Here is an 18110-nt window from a genome sequence, read left to right as displayed (position 1 = left end):
AGAACAATGTCGATTTTTAAAAGAAAACAAAAGGTAAATGATGATAAGTTTTACGCACCAGCAACTGGGGAGTTAATTGATTTAGAAAATGTGAGCGATTCTGTTTTTGCTCAAAAATTAATGGGTGATGGCTTCGGATTTAAACCAACCGCAGGGGAAATTTATAGTCCAGTATCTGGAACTATAACATTGGTTGCATCAACAAAACATGCTATCGGATTCACGATGGATAATGGACTTGAAATTTTATTACACATGGGTGTTGATACGGTTGATTTAAAAGGTGCACCATTTGATATTAATATTAAAAAAGGTGCTCGTGTTCATGGTGGTGAATTACTTGGGACTATGGATTTAACACAAGTTTCTGAAGCACAATTAGACAATGTTTTAATGGTAGTAATTACAAATACACAAGATAAATTAGACAAATTAACATTATCGGAACCACAACCTTTTGAAGGTGGCACGGAAGTGGGATCTGGTACTGCAAAAGGGGAGGAATAGTTATGGCAAAAGATTACACACAATTAGCTACAGACATTATCAAACAAGTCGGTGGTAAAGAGAATATTAAGAGTTTAATCCATTGTATTACGCGGTTACGATTTTACTTAGTTGATGAAAGTAAAGCAGACGATGAAGTGATTAAAAATTTAACAGGTGTAATTGATGTTCGTCATGCTGTTGGACAATATCAAGTTGTTATTGGACCAGCTGTTACTGATGTCTATGATGCAGTTATTGCACAATTAGGAACATCATACGCAGGTGGCGAGGTCGATGCTGCCGATGATGCACCAGCTGAGGAAAAACCAACAACATTCCGTGGAAAATTGAATGCTGGATTTAATACTTTGATTGGTGTTATCACAGGTTCTATGATGCCAGTAATTGGATTATTGGCTGCTAGTGGTATTTTAAAAGGATTACTTCAAATGGCTGTCGATTTTCGTTGGACAGAAGCCACATCACAGACTTACATTTTCTTATCAGCCATGGGAGATTCAGCATTCTATTTCTTACCTATTATTGTTGGATTCACAGCTGCACAGAAGTTAAAATCTGATCCAATTATTATGGCTATTGTTGGTGGTGTCTTGGTATATCCTTCACTTTTTGGTATTGCAACAGGAACAAAAGTGTTTGGACAACTTTTGGGGATGTCATTAAATACTAACTTATTTGGGATTCCAATTCATATGGTTAACTATACTTACAGTATTTTCCCAATTATTGCTGGAGCATGGTTAGCACATTATGTTGAAAAAGGACTCAAAAAAGTTATTCCACAAGTTTTACGAATGATTTTTGTACCATTGTTAGAAGTTATGATCGTTTCGGCCGCTATTATCATTATTGTTGGACCTATTATTACGTTAATTAGTACAGGTATTTCTATTATTTTAAACACAATTTTAACAGCAAACTACCCAATTGCAGGTTTTGTTATTGGTGGATTATATCAATGTTTAGTTATCTTTGGTTTACATTGGGCAGTTGTTCCTTTAATCGCAAACGATATTGCTTCAAAAGGCTACAGCTACTTAAATGCAATTGTTTCAATTACAATGGTAGCTCAAGGTGCTGCTGTAATGGCAGTTATGATTAAATCAAAAATGGCTAACATTAAAGAATTATCTGGTGGTGCAGTTATTGCAGCATTCAGTGGTATTACAGAACCAGCTATTTATGGGATTACCTTAAAATATGGGCGTGTCTTCTTAGCAGCTAATATTGGTGGTGCAGTTGGTGGATTAGTAGCCGGACTATTAAACGTTAATATGTACGGATTTACTGGTTCATTAATCGGATTCCCTTCATTCTTTACACCTTTAAAGTTTGGTGGAGGAATGAGTAACGAAATTAACTTTTGGATTGCATCAATTGTTACAATAATCGTAGCATTTGGTTGTACTTGGGTCTTTGGATTTAAAGATTCCGATGTACTTGCTGAAAAAGAAGTTAACCGTCGTAAAACAATTGGTAAAGATGCATAGAATTGTAAATTAACTAAAATGTTTATGTGATTATATAAAAATGTCAAAGGGATATTTATCTCTTTGACATTTTTTTTGTAACAGATAAATTATTTGACTATCTAAGTTTACAAGTGTAAACTAAAAATATAAATTAATGGAGGCGGTATAAATGGATCACAAAGATATGAAAGAAATGGATCACATGAATATGAATCATAAGGATATGAAAAATATGGACCACATGAGTATGGATCACATGGATATGGAAGGAATGGACCACGATCAAATGAACATGGGTGGGCACATGATGCATATGGGAAATCTAAAATTGAAATTCTGGATTTCTTTAGTTTTAGCAATTCCTATTGTTTTAATGACACCTATGATGGGGATTAACTTACCCTTACAGTTTACTTTCCCTGGATCTGATTGGGTTGTAGCACTTATTGGTACTGGATTATTTTTCTATGGCGGTAAAACATTTTTAGATAGTGCAAAGATGGAGCTTGCAGATAAAAAGCCAGCAATGATGACCTTAATCGCAATGGGTATTAGTGTGGCATACTTGTATAGCTTATATGCTGTTGTGATGAATAATCTTGTAGATCCAAGTCATCATGTTATGGATTTCTTCTGGGAGTTAGCAACGTTAATTGTCATTATGTTGTTAGGTCATTGGATTGAAATGAACGCTGTTATGTCAGCAGGAGATGCTGTTCAAAAATTAGCACAACTCTTACCTAAACAAGCACATATCGTTAGAGAAAATAAAAAAATTGAAGATGTTGATTTAACAAATGTTCATGTTGGAGATATTCTGTTAGTTAAAGGAAATGAAACGATTCCAGCTGATGGAACAATTATTTCTGGTAAAACAAGCGTCGATGAAGCTATGATAACTGGTGAATCGAAACAAGTTGAAAAAGTAGTAGATGATGAAGTCGTTGGTGGATCAGTTAATGGTAATGGAGAAATCCAAATGACTGTAACGGGAACTGGTGAAACAGGTTACTTAGCTCAAGTTGTTAAATTAGTCACAAAAGCGCAGTCAGAAAAATCAGATACGGAAACGTTAGCTGATAAAGTTGCGGGATATTTATTTTATGCTGCCATGACTGTTGGTATTTTAGCATTCATTGTATGGTTAATTACAGGGACATTTAGTCAGGCATTATCAATTCTTGTAACTGTTCTAGTGATTGCTTGTCCACATGCTTTAGGTTTAGCCATTCCATTAGTTGTTGCGAGAAGTACTTCTTTATCAGCTAAAAATGGCTTATTAATCAAAAATAGAAATGCGCTAGAAGTTGCACACACAATTGACACATTACTTGTTGATAAAACAGGAACTTTAACTGAAGGTCATTTCGTGGTAACCGGATATAAAACATTTACTGATCAGTTTTCTGAATCAGAAATTATCGGATTGATGGCGTCGTTAGAACGTGGATCGACACATCCTTTGGGTAAAGGAATCATTCAAAAAGCAGAAGATTTAAAAATTGAGATTCCAACTGCAAGTGAAACACAACAAATTAATGGTGTTGGATTAGAAGGACATATTAACGATGATGCATTCAAAATTGTTTCTGAAGCTTATGTTAATAAACAACAGTTATTAACGGATGAAATGGCTTCTGACAACGAAGGAGATTCAATTAGTTATTTAATTCAAAATGAAAAAGTGATTGGGTATGTTGCTCAAGGGGATCAAATTAAACCAGAATCATTTGGTTTAGTCGAAAAATTAGAAAAAATGAATATCAAAGTGATTATGTTAACTGGTGATAATCAACAAGCTGCTGATAAAGTTGGTGCAAAACTAGGTATTGTAGATGTTCGTGCTAACTTAATGCCTGAAGATAAGGCTAAAATTGTTAGTCAGTTAGAGGGCGAAGGACATAACGTTATCATGGTTGGTGACGGTATTAATGATGCGCCTAGTTTAGCAAGTGCAACAATAGGGATGGCAATTGGTTCAGGTACGGATGTTGCTGTCGACTCTGCAGACGTTATATTAGTTAAAAGTAATCCGATGGATATCATAAAATTTTTGAAATTAAGTCGAAACACAAGATTGAAAATGATTCAAAATCTTTGGTGGGGTGCAGGTTATAATATTATTGCATTACCATTGGCTGCCGGCGTTTTAGCACCAATTGGCTTTATTTTAAGTCCATTAGTGGGTGCAGTTGTGATGTCGTTAAGTACAATTGTTGTTGCAATTAATGCAATGATGTTACACGATTAAGAGATAAAAAAATACCACCGTTGATAGTAGTTATCAATGGTGGTATTTTTTAATTTAATCTTTAAAATTGTCGTTTTCAACATCTGATAAGAAGGTACTTAAATGATCAAAGTAAACAGGAGCGTTATCGATCATATGATGATGACCACCCTCAGGAGTTGTTTCAAGACGAGCATGTGGAATTGTTTCTGACATTCTTTTAGCTGTTGCTAAAGGCATTGTTTCATGTTCGCCAAATGTGATTAATGTTGGGACAGTAATATTTTTAATGCGGTCACGAGTAGACCAGTCTTTTAATTTACCAGTCACAACGAATTCATTGTTACCTTGGAAGTAATTATAAACGGGTTCAGCCATTGTGCTTACTAAATGAGAAATTTGGGCTGGCTTTTTACGATCAACATAGCCGTCATTTAAAATATCGACATAACCTTGGTAACGGTCATTATCAAGATCGTTATTTTTTTCACATTCTTGCATGTAGGCAAGCGCATCAGCATCCAATTCTTTAGCACGAATAGCATTAACGTTTGCTAAATATTCGTTAATATCATCAGTCATACTTGAGATAATAGCACCTTTTAAATGGTCACCATATTTTAAGGCGTATTCTTGAACAAGAGCACCACCCCATGATTGACCAATTAGGTAGAAGTTATCTAAACCTAATTTAATACGGACTTCTTCAACTTCATCAATGAAGTAATCAATATTAAGAAATTTATCAACATTTTCTTGTTTAGTAAAATCTGGTTGATCAGAATACCATGAACCGAGTTGGTCATACATTGAAACCTGAACGCCAAGAGGTGCTAATTTTTCAGCAAAATTTTCGTAATATTCATGTGTACCACCAGGCCCACCATGTAGACAAAGTAGTTGGATATCACCTTGTCCTTCAGTATGAGTCCAGAGATGATAACCATTATCTAACGTAATAATTTTCGTTCCGTATGCCATATTAATCCACCTAATTTCTTAAGAATAGATTAATCATAGCACTTTTATGATTATTTACCAGAATGAAAGTGAGGATGGTATTTTTTTAAGAGTGTTAGTTGCATATTTTAGTGAGTTAGCTTAAAGTTATGTTAACTAATAAAATTAAAAGGTTAACGGTGTAAAATGAAAACTAAAGACAGTATTCTAAAAATATTAGCTGGACAACAAGATACTATTATTTCGGGAGAACTATTGGCTGAAAAACTTGGCGTTTCGAGAACTGCTATTTGGATGGCTATTAAGAGTTTACAAGAGCAGGGTTTTGACATTAAGACGATTCCACAAAAAGGATATAGTCTAAATGATGGTAATCAGTTGAACGCACAACTAATTCAATCTTATTTAACAACTGACATGATGCAAATTGAATTATTTGATGAAGTGACATCTACCAATGTATTGGCGAAAGAGCGTTCAAGCCAGCCCGATATACAGGGTCCACTGTTAATAGTGGCCAATAGTCAAACAGCAGGATATGGTCGATTTGGTCGAACATTTGAATCACCAGAAGAGACTGGGATTTATATCAGTTATTTATTGAGAATTGATCAACCTATCAAAGATGTTGGTCAGCTAACGACAGCAACTGCCATGGCGGTTAGTTATGCTTTAGAAAATAAATTGAAAATTCAACCACAAATAAAGTGGGTGAATGATATTTATTATCAAAATAAAAAAGTCTGCGGGATTTTAACGGAGGCTGTCACAGATTTTGAAACGCAGCAAGTGACAAGCTTAGTTATAGGGATTGGGCTAGATTTTAAAACAGACCTTAAAAAATTATCTCCAGAGTTACAAGATAAAGTGGGTTCATTAATTGATGAATCGAATAATGTCACACGGAATGAGTTGATTGCTGAAATTACCAATCAATTTATCCAAATCTATCAGAATTACCAAAATGGTGACTTCATGAATGATTATCGTAAACGGTCACTAGTTATTGGACAGACAGTTACTTTAAAAAGTGGTCATCAAGAAATTATTGGTACAGTTGAAACAATTAAAGATGATGGACAGTTGGTATTGAGAGATAAAAATGGGCAAATAACGACTTATATGGCTGGTGAAATTACAAAGGTGAATGTGGAAGGCTTAACAAATGGGACAAAATAAACAGTTAAAACAATTAATTATAGCAGCAGAGTTAGCAGCCGTTTTGGGTGTTTTATCCCAGTTAACCATTCCATTGGGGCCAATCCCGTTAACGTTACAAACCATTTTTATCGGATTATTATCGAGTTTGAGACCGGTTCAAGAAGGATTAAAAGCGGTGGGCATTTATCTCCTATTAGGATTAATAGGAATCCCAGTTTTTGCTGGATTTCATTCGGGACTTTTTTCTTTAATTGGACCAACAGGTGGTTATTTATTTGGTTTTTTAGCCTATATTATCTTAACGGGGCTGTTTTTAAAATGGTATGGTAATGGTCGTTGGCAGTTGTACATGGGGAATTTATTAGGTGCTAGTGTGCAATTAGTTTTAGGAGCAATCTGGTTAATGGTTTACCAACAAACCTCGATGCAACAAGCATTTTTAATAGGTATTTTACCATTTTTGATTGTTGGATTTATTAAAGTTATTTTTGTGTGCGAATTGTCTCATTACTTAATACGTAGATATTGATAAATAAAAAAAGAAAATCATCAATAATTTTTTTGATGATTTTCTTTTTTATTTAGAATAATGATACTGTACTAACAGATTGATAAGGAATTTTAAGACGCGAATTAGCTAAGTTAATAGTATAACTATCTGAATCGTTATTTCGTAAAGTCATCCCAAAATCTGTTGCGTAAATGATTAATTCAATCTGATGACCTTCCTTAATGTGATAGGCAGTTGGTTGTAAATCAAAATCTACTGTGTTGAAAGTTCCTGGAAGGACAGAATCATTTTGATAACGATTTGTCCTATTTTGTAAATTGATATGACCTTTGGAAATCATTTTCCAAGGAGTTTTTGTGGGATTTTTAGTAAATTCAACCAAATCATCTTCACGCCAATGAAATCCCATATCTAAAGATTTTCGTTTGAGAATGGATGGCACGGGGGTGAGTCTATTTTCTTCACCATAATCGATAAGCATGCAACTAATGAGCCCTTTTGTTTGTAGTGCTGCAACAGACAATTTTATGTGAGCAGAACCGGAAATAAACAGCGGTTCTGTTAATGGTTCTGAGATTAATTGGATTCTATTTTTAGCCATTTCTGTTTCTTTAGTTGAAACTAAAGCTTGATTCCAAAGATGATTATCTCTGACGTAGTTGTTAAAAAGGTCAGTTGGTAAGTTATCTTTGAAAGTAGCAAATTGGTGAGCATCTGATGTGACTGATTGTGTTAATTTATTTTGTTGGAAATGATAGGATTGGGTAGGAGAATCCGGGTCTGCCCAATCATCATAAGTGTGCCACGTTTCAGCTTCTAGGTTATCTTGTATGGTGACATTGGGAATAAGTGTCTCAGCACCATTTTCGATATTATAAAGTTGATTTGATAACCATAAATTCATCATATCAGTGAAATCTAATGAGCGAAAGTTATTGATATAGATATGTTTACCTTGGTGTAAGAATAATTTTTTAACAATAGGTAAAGGACGTAATGCTTGCCAAAGTTGTTCAACTTGGCGAGGTTTGACGTTCCAATCATTTAAACCATGGACCATAACAATATTTGCTTTGATATTTTTAGTTTGGTTTAAATAATTACGTTCATCCCAAAATTTATTGTAATTACCAGATGCACGGTCTTGTCCTATAGATAATCGATTCATAACTTTGTCAAAGTAGTCTTGAATATTAGCGTAGTCGGCGGCATCTTTTTGGCGACTTAAACAAAGCGCAGCTAAAACATCTGCATCTTCACCTTGGCAAGCTTCAGGCGCGACGACTAGTCCATTTTCACGATAATAATCATACCAACTTGAAATAGCGGCTTCAGAAATGATTGTTTTTAAGCCGGATACACCAGTTGTTGCAGCTGCAGTAGCAAGCGTACCAAGGTAAGATTTACCAGTCATAGCAACGTTACCATTACTCCAAGTGGCTTTAATTGATCGATTATCGAGTTTATTTGTGAATGCTTGCCGATGTCCCGTTAGCCATTCAATAATGGCGACGGTTGATACCGTTTCTTCAACACTCCCACAAGTACGAATACCATCTGATTCTCGAGTACCAATACCAGCTGCATAGACGATTGCAAATCCTCTAGCTAGCATGTAATCGTTGAATGTATACGAAGATTCACGGCTAAAGGTTTGCTCAGTTTCTGTTGATTCTGAGAGGATTGATCGTGGTTCGGGTAAGTTGGATTTCTGATAGTTATAGGTGATATCAGATTCAGTTAATTCAGTAACTGGTTTTTCGGTAAGCGGGATATCAACGTTGCGCATTAATTCAGAATCATCATTTGTGCCTTGATTGTAAGGACTTGCTGTATAAAGAATAGGTACTTTTAGTCCGGATGTAACTAGTGGTCTTAAAATTTCTGTTTTTAATAAATCACGTTGACCATCTTGGTCAGTATCTAATGGGGCTTCAACGTAGACGACTTCACGAATCAGTTTAGTTGTATCAAAAACAGGTTGCGCTTTTCCATTGAAAAATAAAGGTTTCGCATCTTTATAAAATGAAACAAAGTACCCTTTATTTGCTAGTGTATCTGTGAAGACTTGGCCATTTTTGGTATGTGTTGTCAGTAAGAGATACCATGCGGACCAAAAATCATTAACGGATTCAATAATTTCAATAGAAGGTAACTGAATTTTAGCCATTGCCGTAAATGGGTCATCAATTTTGAAATCGACATCGACTTCAAATTCTAGTAACTGTAATGCAACATTATAAAAGATAACAGGTGTTAATTCCTTTTTTGTAGTAAAAAATTCATAAACAGAAATGGATTCTGTCGCTAATAAGGACATCATTTTTTGTTGTTTCGCACCGATTGTTTGATAGTCGATGAGAATTTTATTGAGTAATTGTTCAAATAAATGTGTAGGATTGGTTTCGGAGGCTATATACAAATTAATAGCTTTAAGTTCTTTTATTTGTGTCTCAAAAGTAGGTGTATAGTTAGCAAATTGATTATTTTTCATAAGTCAAAAACTTCCTTTCAGAATTGAGTAAGACACTGGGTTAAGTATAGCTTAAATGTAAAGTTGGTTGAAATGATACGTCTTTATTGACAAAAAATAAGTAACTAGGTAAAGTTAATCACATTAAGGTAACTAAAAAAGGAGAGTGTCTAAAGTGAGAAGGAAAATTGCGGTAGTTTTAAGTATCATGTTTATAGGGGTGCTAGCTGCTTGTTCAAAAACAGCGACGAAAGACGATAACATATTAAAAGTGGCTGTAACTGATCAATTAGGCACTTTAGATTCTACTAAATACAGTGATACATTTAGTGTTGAAGCAATACAAAACGTTTATGAAGGATTGTATACGTATAATCAAAAAAATAAACCAGTGTTAGCTGCAGCAAAAAGTGTGACGGTTAACAAAGCAAAAACAGTTTACACCTATAAATTAAGAGCTGAGAACTGGTCAAATGGGACTCCTGTTACAGCAAATGACTTTGTTTACGCTTGGCAAAAACTAGCAAATCCTAAAACAGCATCACCTAATTCACAACGAATTGATATTATTAAAAATGGGTTTGCTATCCGAAATGGCAAGATGGCCGTTGATAAGTTAGGTGTTAAAGCGCTGAATAAAACAACATTAGAAGTTACTCTGGCACAACCAATTAGCTATTTACCAGAAGTATTAACGGGTGCACCATTTGTACCTCAAAATGAAGCTTACGTTAAAAAACAAGGTAGTCAATATGCAACGGATTCACAACATATGATTGTGAATGGTCCTTATAAATTAACTGATTGGGAAGGAACTAATAACAAATGGTCATATGTTAAAAATACCAGTTATTGGAACGCTAAATCAGTTAAGTTAGCTAAAGTTGACGTTCAAGTTGTTAAAGATGGTGCAACTGCTGGCAAGTTATATCAAACAGGGAAGATTGATTTCTCAATGTTAGCAAATGATTATGTTAAACAATATAAGAATGAAAAAGGGTTCGCAACACGTAAAACACCAATGATTGGTTATTTAGGTTTTAATACTAAGCGTGAGGCAACTGGTAATAAACATATTCGTAAAGCAATTGCGCTAGGATTTAATAAAAAATTATTAGCTAGCAAAATTCTTAATGATGGTTCATCTGCATTAAATGGAATCGTCCCAGCTAAATTTGTGTCAAATCCGATTAATGGGGAAGATTACCGTAAAGAAGCAGGAGACTTGCTTGCTTTTAATAAAAAAGAAGCTAAAGCAGAATGGGAAAAAGGACTTAAAGAGATCGGTAAGAAGGACTTAACAATTGAAATATTGGGTTCTGATACGCCAGAAGCTAAACAAGTGATTGAATACTTGCAAGCGCAGTTAGAGAGTAACTTACCTGGATTAAAAATTAACGCACGTAATATTCCAATTAAATCGCGATTAGCAGCAACAACGGCTTACCAATTTGATATCGTTTATGGGACATGGACACCAGATTATGCTGATCCAATTAACTTTATTAATGATGGTGGCGCTTATCATTTAAATACCGATTACAAAAATGCACAATATTTAAAAGATATCGATCAGTCTAAAAATGAATTTGCAACAAATCCAACGAAACGTTGGAATAGCTTGATTGATGCTGAAAAGCAATTGGTCGAAGAAGATGCTTATACAGTACCTGTTTTCCAAGGTGCAATGGCCTACTTATTGAACCCAGATGCATCCGGATTACACATTAACCCATATGGAACGACATTATTTTATCGTGACATGTCTATTAAGTAGATAATAGTTAGCTGTTTCAAAGCTTTATAAAGTTAAAATAAGATAGATTAAAGTCTGGCCTTTGGTCGGACTTTTTTTGTTGTAAAATGTTAAACTGGTGGAAGTGTATTAATAATAAATGAGGTGTGAACCCATGAAAAAGTTACTTCAGAAGAACATTATTTTAATTCTAACGATTATTATCGGTGGCATACTCGTAATAGGTGTTAAATTTGATCAAGCACTGTATTCAGATACGATTGTTAAAATAACACAGGTTAAGGATGAAAAAACTGAAAAAGTAACAGATGAATTTGAAAATAAAGATACACAGACTAAACAAAAATTATTTGGAACTGTGATGAATGGTAAGTATAAAGGGCAAAAAATAAGACTACCAAATACATATTCTTCATCTCGCGCAAATGATCAAAAATACCAGAAAAATGATCAAGTATTTGTAACGATTAATCCTCATAAAAGTGGATTAACTGGTATTATTGATGGGTTCAAACGAGATGTCGTCGTGGCCATATTAATTTGGATTGCCGTTAGTATGCTGGTAGGATTTATGCAGTTTAGTGGCATGATTGCTGTATTAAGTATCGTCTTAAATATGATTATTTTCTTTTTAGCCATTAAATTTGAAATATTCGTTAATATTACGAACTTCTTTTGGATTTTCGCAGGTATTGCTCTAATATTTGCAGTACTGACCTTGAGTTTGGTAATTGGCTTTAATCGACAGATGCTGGTCACGTTATTGGCAACTTTGACGGGAACTAGTTTATCGTTAATCATTAGTGTCATTATTTTAAAACTGACAAATGATCAAGGGATGCATTACGAAGCTCTATCTTATGCAACGCAAGCGCCAAAGGAACTATTCCTTGCTGCCACACTACTAGGTTCTCTAGGGGCTGTCATGGATGAATCGACAGATATCGTTGCAACACTATTTCAATTAAAAAAAGAACAACCAACTATTTCATCGAAAGAACTTTTTAAATCTGGACGTGAGGTTGGACAATCGATTATGGGACCATTAATTAACGTCTTATTCTTAATTTTTATTGCTGACATTTTCCCACTTGCCGTTTTGTACTTTAGAACGACCAATACAATTGGCTATACTTTTTCATGGACCATGGCTTTAGGAGTTGTCCAAACATTAATCAGCGGTATTGGGATTGTCATTGCGATACCTGTCGCAAGTTTTTTTGCAAGTCGATTAATCAAAGGGGATGACACATTATGATTACAATTGGTTGGTTAAGTGCCATTTTATTTGTCTTAATGGTCATTGTTGGAGGAATGAATGGTGTTCGTTCATTTTTAAGCTTATTTTTTAATTTTATCATGTTATTTTTTACGATTATTTTAATTACGGGAGGATTTCCGCCGGTAGCAGTGACCCTAATTAATGGCATTATTATTTTAGCTATTACGATTTTTCTTGGTGATGATAATGTGCAAGTTACTGAAACTGCTTTTTATGCTTCGTTAATTGTTCTGGTTATTCTCGTTCTTTTGATTATTCCAGTTGAACATTTTGCTGCAGTTCAAGGTTTTGGTGCAGAAGATAGTGAAGAAATAGAAGCATTTTCGTTATTAGTAGGCGCTAATTTTATGCAAATAGCGATTTCAACAGCTATTTTTAGTACTTTAGGCGCAATTGCTGAAGGTGCGATTGCAATTTCGGCTGGCTTAAATGAGATTATTGAACAAACACCAACAATTGATTTAAAAAAGTTATACGCAGCTGGTATTAGTATTGGTAAACATATTATTGGAACAACGTTTAATACACTATTTTTTGGTTTCTTTGGTGGCTTTTTAGCGCTATTTATTTTATTAGTACAGACGCATGCTACATTCGCAGATATTATAAATGATAAAATTTTTGTTGCAGAATTAATAATGATTTTATTTTCTATTATAGGTGTTATTCTAGCGGTTCCAATTACAGCATGGGTTTTAATTCAAAAATTAAAAATAAAAAAATAATTGAAATGAGTTTATGGTTATGTGTATAATTAAGAGATACTAATATAGGGGGATTTAAAATTGAATTATAAAAATTATATTGCTGAATTTATCGGCACATTTTTCTTGGTATTATTTGGTACAGGGGCAGTTACGTTAGGTAACGGTAGCCCACTTGTTATTGCACTTGCATTTGGTTTAGCTATTACATTGATGGTTTATGCTATTGGACCTGTTTCAGGTGCACACATCAATCCTGCTGTTTCATTAGCAATGTACATCAACAAGCGCATGTCATTGACTGATATGGTTGCTTACTGGGTTAGTCAAATCTTAGGTGCGATTGTAGCATCTAGCGTGGTTAAGATGATTATTTCATCAATGACAGATACATCAAAAGTTGCTGATGGTTTTGGTTCAAATAGTTATGCAACAATTCCTGGTGGTATGGCATTTTTCGTTGAAGCCTTATTCGCATTCTTATTCATCTTTATTATTTTGATGGTTACGAGTGAAAAATTTGGTAACAGTAATATTGCTGGCTTTGTGATTGGTTTAACATTAACAGTACTTATCTTTGTTGGTTTACCACTTACAGGGGTTTCAGTTAACCCTGCTCGTAGTATTGGACCTGCACTTTATGCCGGTGGCGATGCACTTTCACAACTTTGGGTATTTATTCTTGCACCATTAGTTGGTGGTGCTATTGCAGCATTCGCAGCAAAATATATTTTTAACAGTGAAGAAGCTTAATTTAATTAAGTGAATCATAAGCAGTGAATTCCGAGAGGGAATTTGCTGCTTTTTATTTTTAATGTATGTTATGGTTAATATAGATAGTGACAAGTGAGAGGAGAAATAATGGCATTTTTAGGAACGATTTGTTTAGTATTAGTGGCAACATCAATTGCGGGTCATGTCAGCACACGAATTGGTGTTCCTAGTGTTATCGGGCAATTATTAGTTGGTGTTTTACTTGGACCAGCAATGTTGAATTGGGTCCATTCAGATCATTTATTTGCGATGTTCGCAGAAATTGGTGTGATTATTTTAATGTTTATGGCGGGATTAGAAAGTGATTTAGATCTACTTAAAAAGTATTTAAAACCGGCCTTATCAGTTGCGACTTTAGGTGTTGTCTTCCCTATCTTAGTTGTCTATTACTTTGGTCGAATTTATAATTTTGGATTTGAATCGGCTTTATTTTTAGGTGTTATCTTTGCGGCAACGTCAGTTAGTATTTCCGTCGAAGTCTTGAAAGAATTAAAACGATTAGATTCAAAAGAAGGTGCAACAATCCTAGGTGCGGCCGTTGTGGATGATATCTTAGCTGTTGTTATTTTAAGTGTATTAGTTAGTGTATTTGGTAATATTACAAGTACCGGTGATAGCGCACAAGCTAACATTTGGATTGGCTTCTTATTAGAATTTGTTTACTTCATTGGTATTTTAATCCTATTCAAGTGGGTGGCGCCTTTCTTGATGAGATTAAGTGAACGATTATTAGTTGGCTCATCGATTACGATTATGTCACTGGTTATCTGTCTAGGTATGGCCTACTTAGCTGACTTAGTGGGGTTAAGTGCTGTTGTTGGTGCCTTTTTTGCAGGAATTGCAGTGGCACAAACACCGTATAAAAAAGAAATTGATGCCAATATTGAACCAATTGGTTATGCAGTCTTTATTCCAATGTTTTTCACGAGTATTGGATTAAGCATGTCATTTGATGGATTTATGAAAAATATTTGGTTTATCGTTATTTTAACGATTTTGGCCGTCCTCACAAAATTACTAGGTGGTGGATTAGGTGCTAGGTTACTTGGATTTGATTTAAATAGTGCATATGTAATCGGTGCGGGGATGATTTCTCGTGGCGAAATGGCTTTGATTATTGTCCAAATTGGGTATACCGCACACTTGTTGTCGACGGAATACTATTCGGCAGTTATCATGGTAATTATTATTTCAACTATCGTAGCACCGTTTATGTTAAAACATGCGATTGGTCGACAAAATAAAATTGAATTGAAGAAATAGTTGAACTGTTGAGGAACTAGCCTAGTGCTAATTTTTCAACAGTTTTTTATTTTTAAATGGTTACTAAATATCGCTATTCTGGCGTATTCATTTTATAATGAATTAAATAACTTCAAATGAAGAAGGTGGAATAATGAAACAATTATTGATTGCACAAGATTTATCTAGTGTTGGTGGTGTTTCATTAGGGATTGCGGTTCCTGTTTTAGCTAGTTATCAACAACGGACGACAATATTGCCAACAATGTTATTAAGTAGTCATACAGGTGGATTTGGAGTACCAATGAAGGTAGACATCTCACCATTTATAAAAGCTTTTGAAGAACACTGGGCAACTATTCCAGTTCAATTTACGGGCGCATATTTGGGCTATCTAGGGACGGCAGAAAGTATTAAAATGATGGGGATTCTACTAGATAGGTTATCTGATGATAAAGCACTCACCGTTATTGATCCAGTTATGGCTGATCACGGCACGTTATATTCAGGACTGACAAACGACTATGTAGAAGAATTAAGCATGTTATGTTTAACGCAAGCAGATTTAATTTTACCCAATTTAACAGAGGCTTACTTATTGGCAGACTGTAATTATCAGGAAAATCCTAGCGAGGCAGAAATTAAAAAGTTACTAACACGTTTATTAAAGAAATTAAATTTAAAAGCGGTTATAATTACAGGAGTTACAAACCAGAAAAATCAAATTGGTGTTGTTTTTCTAACAAAAGAAGGCGAATCAGGTTGGGTATTAAAAGAACAACGTGAGAATCATTATTTTGGGACAGGAGACTTGCTAGCAAGCTGCGTAGTGGGTGAGTTAATGAATGGTCATTCACTAAGGGAAGCATTGGAATTTGCAGTAGAAGTAACATGGAAAGCGATGAGTAATTCTGATAATGAAGGACTTGATCAAAGGTTAGGGGTTAATTTTATGAGTATTTTACCCGATATTAACGATAGAATGGAAAAATAAAATGAGAAATGAAAGATTAAGAAGCATTATTTTAGCGGGATTATTTGCGGCAATTATTTATATAGGTATCTCAGTTTTTAGAATACCAATCCCAGCTATGGTGGGAAAACCATTTATTCATTTCGGTAATTCACTAGCAGCATTGGCCGTGATTTTTTTAGGGTTTAGTTATGGCACAATTGCAGGAGCGATTGGTCTGGGATTATTTGATATTTTGAATGGTTATGCAGATACGTCATATTTTACTGTACTAGAAGTAGTGGTTATTGCATTACTAATTACGGTTGTTACGAAAGGATTAAAAAATTATCATGGTAAATATTGGATTATCATTATTGCTGCAACGGCAGGAATTGGTAAAATAGGAACATCATATTTAGTTTCGATTGGTGAAGCAATGATTAAAGGTGTTAGTTTTAATGTCGCCGCTGTTCAGGCGTTTTTAAGTTTACCTGCAACTGTTGTTAATTCAATCTCGACAATTATCATTGTTAGTTTATTATACGTACCCATTAAGCGATTGATGGTAAGGTTTAATCGGTAAAAAAGTCCAAATAAAAAAGGGTTGATGTGCGTGAGCTCACATTTACCCTCTATACAAATTGTCCAGATTGAACATATTTCATTTCTGTTGATAAGTTGGAAACGGCTGTTTCGATTGTTACCCCAGAACCTGAAATGGCTGGATTATTTTTTGAACTAGCAATAAAGATTTGTTTTTCAGTGTCTAAAGAAATCGTATACCAGTTTTTACTAAATGTTCCAAATTTCATAAGTGTGTATCCTCCGTATTTCTATATCTTACTACCATGAAAGCGCATTCTACTTTCTTTAGTAGAAGCTTAGTATAGTACGTACATAAAATGAATGCAAGTCATTTGTTTTATATTAACCAAAAATTTTTTAAATAATATGAAGAAGTCTAAAAACGATAAAGGGATGATTTAATGCAAAAACGAATATTCGTGATCACGGGTGCTCCGGGAACAGGTAAAACGACGATTAGAGACTATCTAACCAAGCAATTTGATGCCAAAAAGGTGATTACTCACACAACTAGGCAACCAAGAGTTAATGAAAAAAATGGTCGCGATTATTATTTTGAATCCGATGAAACTTTTTTTAATTTTCATTATTTAGAACATGTTGAGTATGATCGCCATTACTATGGTTCATCAAGAGAAGCGATAGATGCTGCTTGGTCAGAGGCAAAAAATGCGACAATTGTACTCGATACGGCAGGTGCCATCACGTATTCAAAAGAATTACCAAAAGAAACAGTTGTCTTATATTTGTCTGTATCGGATAATCAGATATTACAAGATCGGTTAATTAAACGGGGAGATACGATTCGAAATCGAAGTTTACGCTTAGATTCTGGTGAAGCAAAACGAGACATGAAACTTCCAGCAGATCTTGAAGGTATAGCACATGTCATTATTAATGACGATTTAGTTGACGCAAAGAAACAGATTGATCAGTTAATTCAATCATTAGGTTAAGAGTGATTGCTTTTTTTAGTTGATATGGTATTCTTCTTAAAGAGTAACCATTATTATTTAGAAATGGAGATAAGCCTTTTGACTGAATTAATTGATGATGCATTGCATATACTAAAAGAAAATAAATATAAAATTACGAAACAAAGAAAAAGTTTATTAACGTATTTAAGTCAGTATGAGGAAGCTTATGTTGACGTTACAGTTGTGGATGACTATATGAGAAATAAATATCCAGGGATGAGTCATAATACAATTTATCGAAATATCAAAGAATTTAAAGAAATGGGTCTTGTTGAGCAACGGATGAATGGTGAACGAGCCTGTGTAAAATATCAATGTGATTTTAGTCACAAACATCACCATCATTTTATTTGTACTTCTTGTAGTAAGGTGGTTGAACTTGATAGCTGTCCGCTAGATTATTTTGTAAAACAGTTACCAGGTTACAAAATAGAAGAACATAAATTTGAATTACATGGGATTTGTGATGAATGCCAAAAAAAATTATCGAAAAATTAAGTTTATCTTCGAATAAACTT

15 protein-coding genes and 1 pseudogene are annotated in these 18110 nt (G+C 34.3%); 13 read left to right on the top strand and 3 right to left on the bottom strand.

Annotated elements, in window-relative coordinates; genetic code table 11:
• Positions 1 to 6: 6 nt before the first annotated feature.
• Both AC1RPX_RS00610 and AC1RPX_RS00605 read left to right on the top strand, forming a co-directional pair.
• Positions 7 to 2000 (top strand): annotated as a pseudogene (locus AC1RPX_RS00610) (PTS sugar transporter subunit IIABC).
• A gap of 205 nt (positions 2001 to 2205) precedes the next feature.
• Complete coding sequence (locus tag AC1RPX_RS00605; RefSeq protein WP_481761140.1) at positions 2206 to 4233, top strand: copper-translocating P-type ATPase; 2028 nt, start codon at positions 2206 to 2208, stop codon at positions 4231 to 4233.
• A 54-nt stretch (positions 4234 to 4287) separates the two neighbouring features.
• Here the strand turns inward: AC1RPX_RS00605 and AC1RPX_RS00600 are convergent, their stop codons facing one another.
• Positions 4288 to 5193, bottom strand: coding sequence for a proline-specific peptidase family protein (locus AC1RPX_RS00600; protein WP_481760944.1), 906 nt, complete (start codon positions 5191 to 5193; stop codon positions 4288 to 4290).
• 165 nt (positions 5194 to 5358) lie between these two features.
• Here AC1RPX_RS00600 and AC1RPX_RS00595 point away from each other — a divergent pair, with 165 nt between their 5' ends.
• A complete protein-coding gene (locus AC1RPX_RS00595; protein WP_481760943.1) occupies positions 5359 to 6351 on the top strand; it encodes a biotin--[acetyl-CoA-carboxylase] ligase in 993 nt (330 codons plus the stop codon).
• Complete coding sequence (locus AC1RPX_RS00590; RefSeq protein WP_481760942.1) at positions 6338 to 6862, top strand: biotin transporter BioY; 525 nt, start codon at positions 6338 to 6340, stop codon at positions 6860 to 6862. Before AC1RPX_RS00595 ends, AC1RPX_RS00590 begins: the two co-directional genes overlap by 14 nt.
• Positions 6863 to 6914: 52 nt before the next feature.
• On the opposite strand, the gene AC1RPX_RS00585 is transcribed toward AC1RPX_RS00590, so the two are convergent.
• Positions 6915 to 9338, bottom strand: a complete 2424-nt coding sequence (locus AC1RPX_RS00585) for a Xaa-Pro dipeptidyl-peptidase (RefSeq protein ID WP_481760941.1) — start codon at positions 9336 to 9338, stop codon at positions 6915 to 6917.
• A 154-nt stretch (positions 9339 to 9492) separates the two neighbouring features.
• On the opposite strand from AC1RPX_RS00585, the gene AC1RPX_RS00580 reads away from it, so the two are divergent.
• The 7 genes from AC1RPX_RS00580 to AC1RPX_RS00550 all read left to right on the top strand — a co-directional run bounded on the left by AC1RPX_RS00580 (position 9493) and on the right by AC1RPX_RS00550 (position 16613).
• Positions 9493 to 11094, top strand: coding sequence for a peptide ABC transporter substrate-binding protein (locus tag AC1RPX_RS00580; protein WP_481760940.1), 1602 nt, complete (start codon positions 9493 to 9495; stop codon positions 11092 to 11094).
• A 133-nt stretch (positions 11095 to 11227) separates the two neighbouring features.
• Positions 11228 to 12331 (top strand): YibE/F family protein, encoded by a 1104-nt coding sequence (locus AC1RPX_RS00575; protein ID WP_481760939.1) that lies wholly within the window; start codon positions 11228 to 11230, stop codon positions 12329 to 12331.
• Positions 12328 to 13080 (top strand): YibE/F family protein, encoded by a 753-nt coding sequence (locus AC1RPX_RS00570; RefSeq protein WP_481760938.1) that lies wholly within the window; start codon positions 12328 to 12330, stop codon positions 13078 to 13080. The genes AC1RPX_RS00575 and AC1RPX_RS00570 overlap by 4 nt, the downstream gene beginning before the upstream one ends.
• A 60-nt stretch (positions 13081 to 13140) precedes the next feature.
• A complete protein-coding gene (locus tag AC1RPX_RS00565; RefSeq protein WP_481760937.1) occupies positions 13141 to 13812 on the top strand; it encodes an MIP/aquaporin family protein in 672 nt (223 codons plus the stop codon).
• A gap of 108 nt (positions 13813 to 13920) precedes the next feature.
• Positions 13921 to 15096, top strand: a complete 1176-nt coding sequence (locus tag AC1RPX_RS00560) for a cation:proton antiporter (RefSeq protein WP_481760936.1) — start codon at positions 13921 to 13923, stop codon at positions 15094 to 15096.
• Positions 15097 to 15229: 133 nt separating this feature from the next.
• Positions 15230 to 16069: a pyridoxamine kinase gene (locus AC1RPX_RS00555; RefSeq protein WP_481760935.1), complete on the top strand. Its 840-nt coding sequence runs from the start codon at positions 15230 to 15232 to the stop codon at positions 16067 to 16069.
• 1 nt (position 16070) lies between these two features.
• Complete coding sequence (locus tag AC1RPX_RS00550) at positions 16071 to 16613, top strand: ECF transporter S component (protein ID WP_481760934.1); 543 nt, start codon at positions 16071 to 16073, stop codon at positions 16611 to 16613.
• A gap of 49 nt (positions 16614 to 16662) precedes the next feature.
• Here AC1RPX_RS00550 and AC1RPX_RS00545 read toward each other — a convergent pair whose 3' ends face one another.
• Positions 16663 to 16842 carry a hypothetical protein gene (locus AC1RPX_RS00545; protein WP_409021673.1) on the bottom strand — a complete coding sequence of 60 codons (180 nt, stop codon included), beginning with the start codon at positions 16840 to 16842 and terminating at the stop codon, positions 16663 to 16665.
• A gap of 174 nt (positions 16843 to 17016) precedes the next feature.
• On the opposite strand from AC1RPX_RS00545, the gene AC1RPX_RS00540 reads away from it, so the two are divergent.
• Complete coding sequence (locus AC1RPX_RS00540; protein WP_481760933.1) at positions 17017 to 17571, top strand: guanylate kinase; 555 nt, start codon at positions 17017 to 17019, stop codon at positions 17569 to 17571.
• 78 nt (positions 17572 to 17649) lie between these two features.
• Positions 17650 to 18090, top strand: coding sequence for a Fur family transcriptional regulator (locus AC1RPX_RS00535; protein WP_409021670.1), 441 nt, complete (start codon positions 17650 to 17652; stop codon positions 18088 to 18090).
• Positions 18091 to 18110 lie beyond the last annotated feature (20 nt).

This window comes from Dellaglioa sp. CoH-56-MRSF-14 (genome assembly GCF_056782115.1).
Note: the sequence above shows the minus strand (reverse complement) of the source record. Positions and strands in the feature narration are given on the sequence as shown.

What these genes read in the sequence shown, in the direction of transcription:
- AC1RPX_RS00540 (WP_481760933.1), top strand. Translation starts at nt 17,017, where the DNA reads ATGCAAAAACGAATATTCGTGATCACGGGTGCTCCGGGAACAGGTAAA.
- AC1RPX_RS00575 (WP_481760939.1), top strand. Translation starts at nt 11,228, where the DNA reads ATGAAAAAGTTACTTCAGAAGAACATTATTTTAATTCTAACGATTATT.
- AC1RPX_RS00550 (WP_481760934.1), top strand. Translation starts at nt 16,071, where the DNA reads ATGAGAAATGAAAGATTAAGAAGCATTATTTTAGCGGGATTATTTGCG.
- AC1RPX_RS00555 (WP_481760935.1), top strand. Translation starts at nt 15,230, where the DNA reads ATGAAACAATTATTGATTGCACAAGATTTATCTAGTGTTGGTGGTGTT.
- AC1RPX_RS00545 (WP_409021673.1), bottom strand. Translation starts at nt 16,842, where the DNA reads ATGAAATTTGGAACATTTAGTAAAAACTGGTATACGATTTCTTTAGAC.
- AC1RPX_RS00560 (WP_481760936.1), top strand. Translation starts at nt 13,921, where the DNA reads ATGGCATTTTTAGGAACGATTTGTTTAGTATTAGTGGCAACATCAATT.
- AC1RPX_RS00595 (WP_481760943.1), top strand. Translation starts at nt 5,359, where the DNA reads ATGAAAACTAAAGACAGTATTCTAAAAATATTAGCTGGACAACAAGAT.
- AC1RPX_RS00605 (WP_481761140.1), top strand. Translation starts at nt 2,206, where the DNA reads ATGAAAAATATGGACCACATGAGTATGGATCACATGGATATGGAAGGA.
- AC1RPX_RS00585 (WP_481760941.1), bottom strand. Translation starts at nt 9,338, where the DNA reads ATGAAAAATAATCAATTTGCTAACTATACACCTACTTTTGAGACACAA.
- AC1RPX_RS00570 (WP_481760938.1), top strand. Translation starts at nt 12,328, where the DNA reads ATGATTACAATTGGTTGGTTAAGTGCCATTTTATTTGTCTTAATGGTC.
- AC1RPX_RS00600 (WP_481760944.1), bottom strand. Translation starts at nt 5,193, where the DNA reads ATGGCATACGGAACGAAAATTATTACGTTAGATAATGGTTATCATCTC.
- AC1RPX_RS00590 (WP_481760942.1), top strand. Translation starts at nt 6,338, where the DNA reads ATGGGACAAAATAAACAGTTAAAACAATTAATTATAGCAGCAGAGTTA.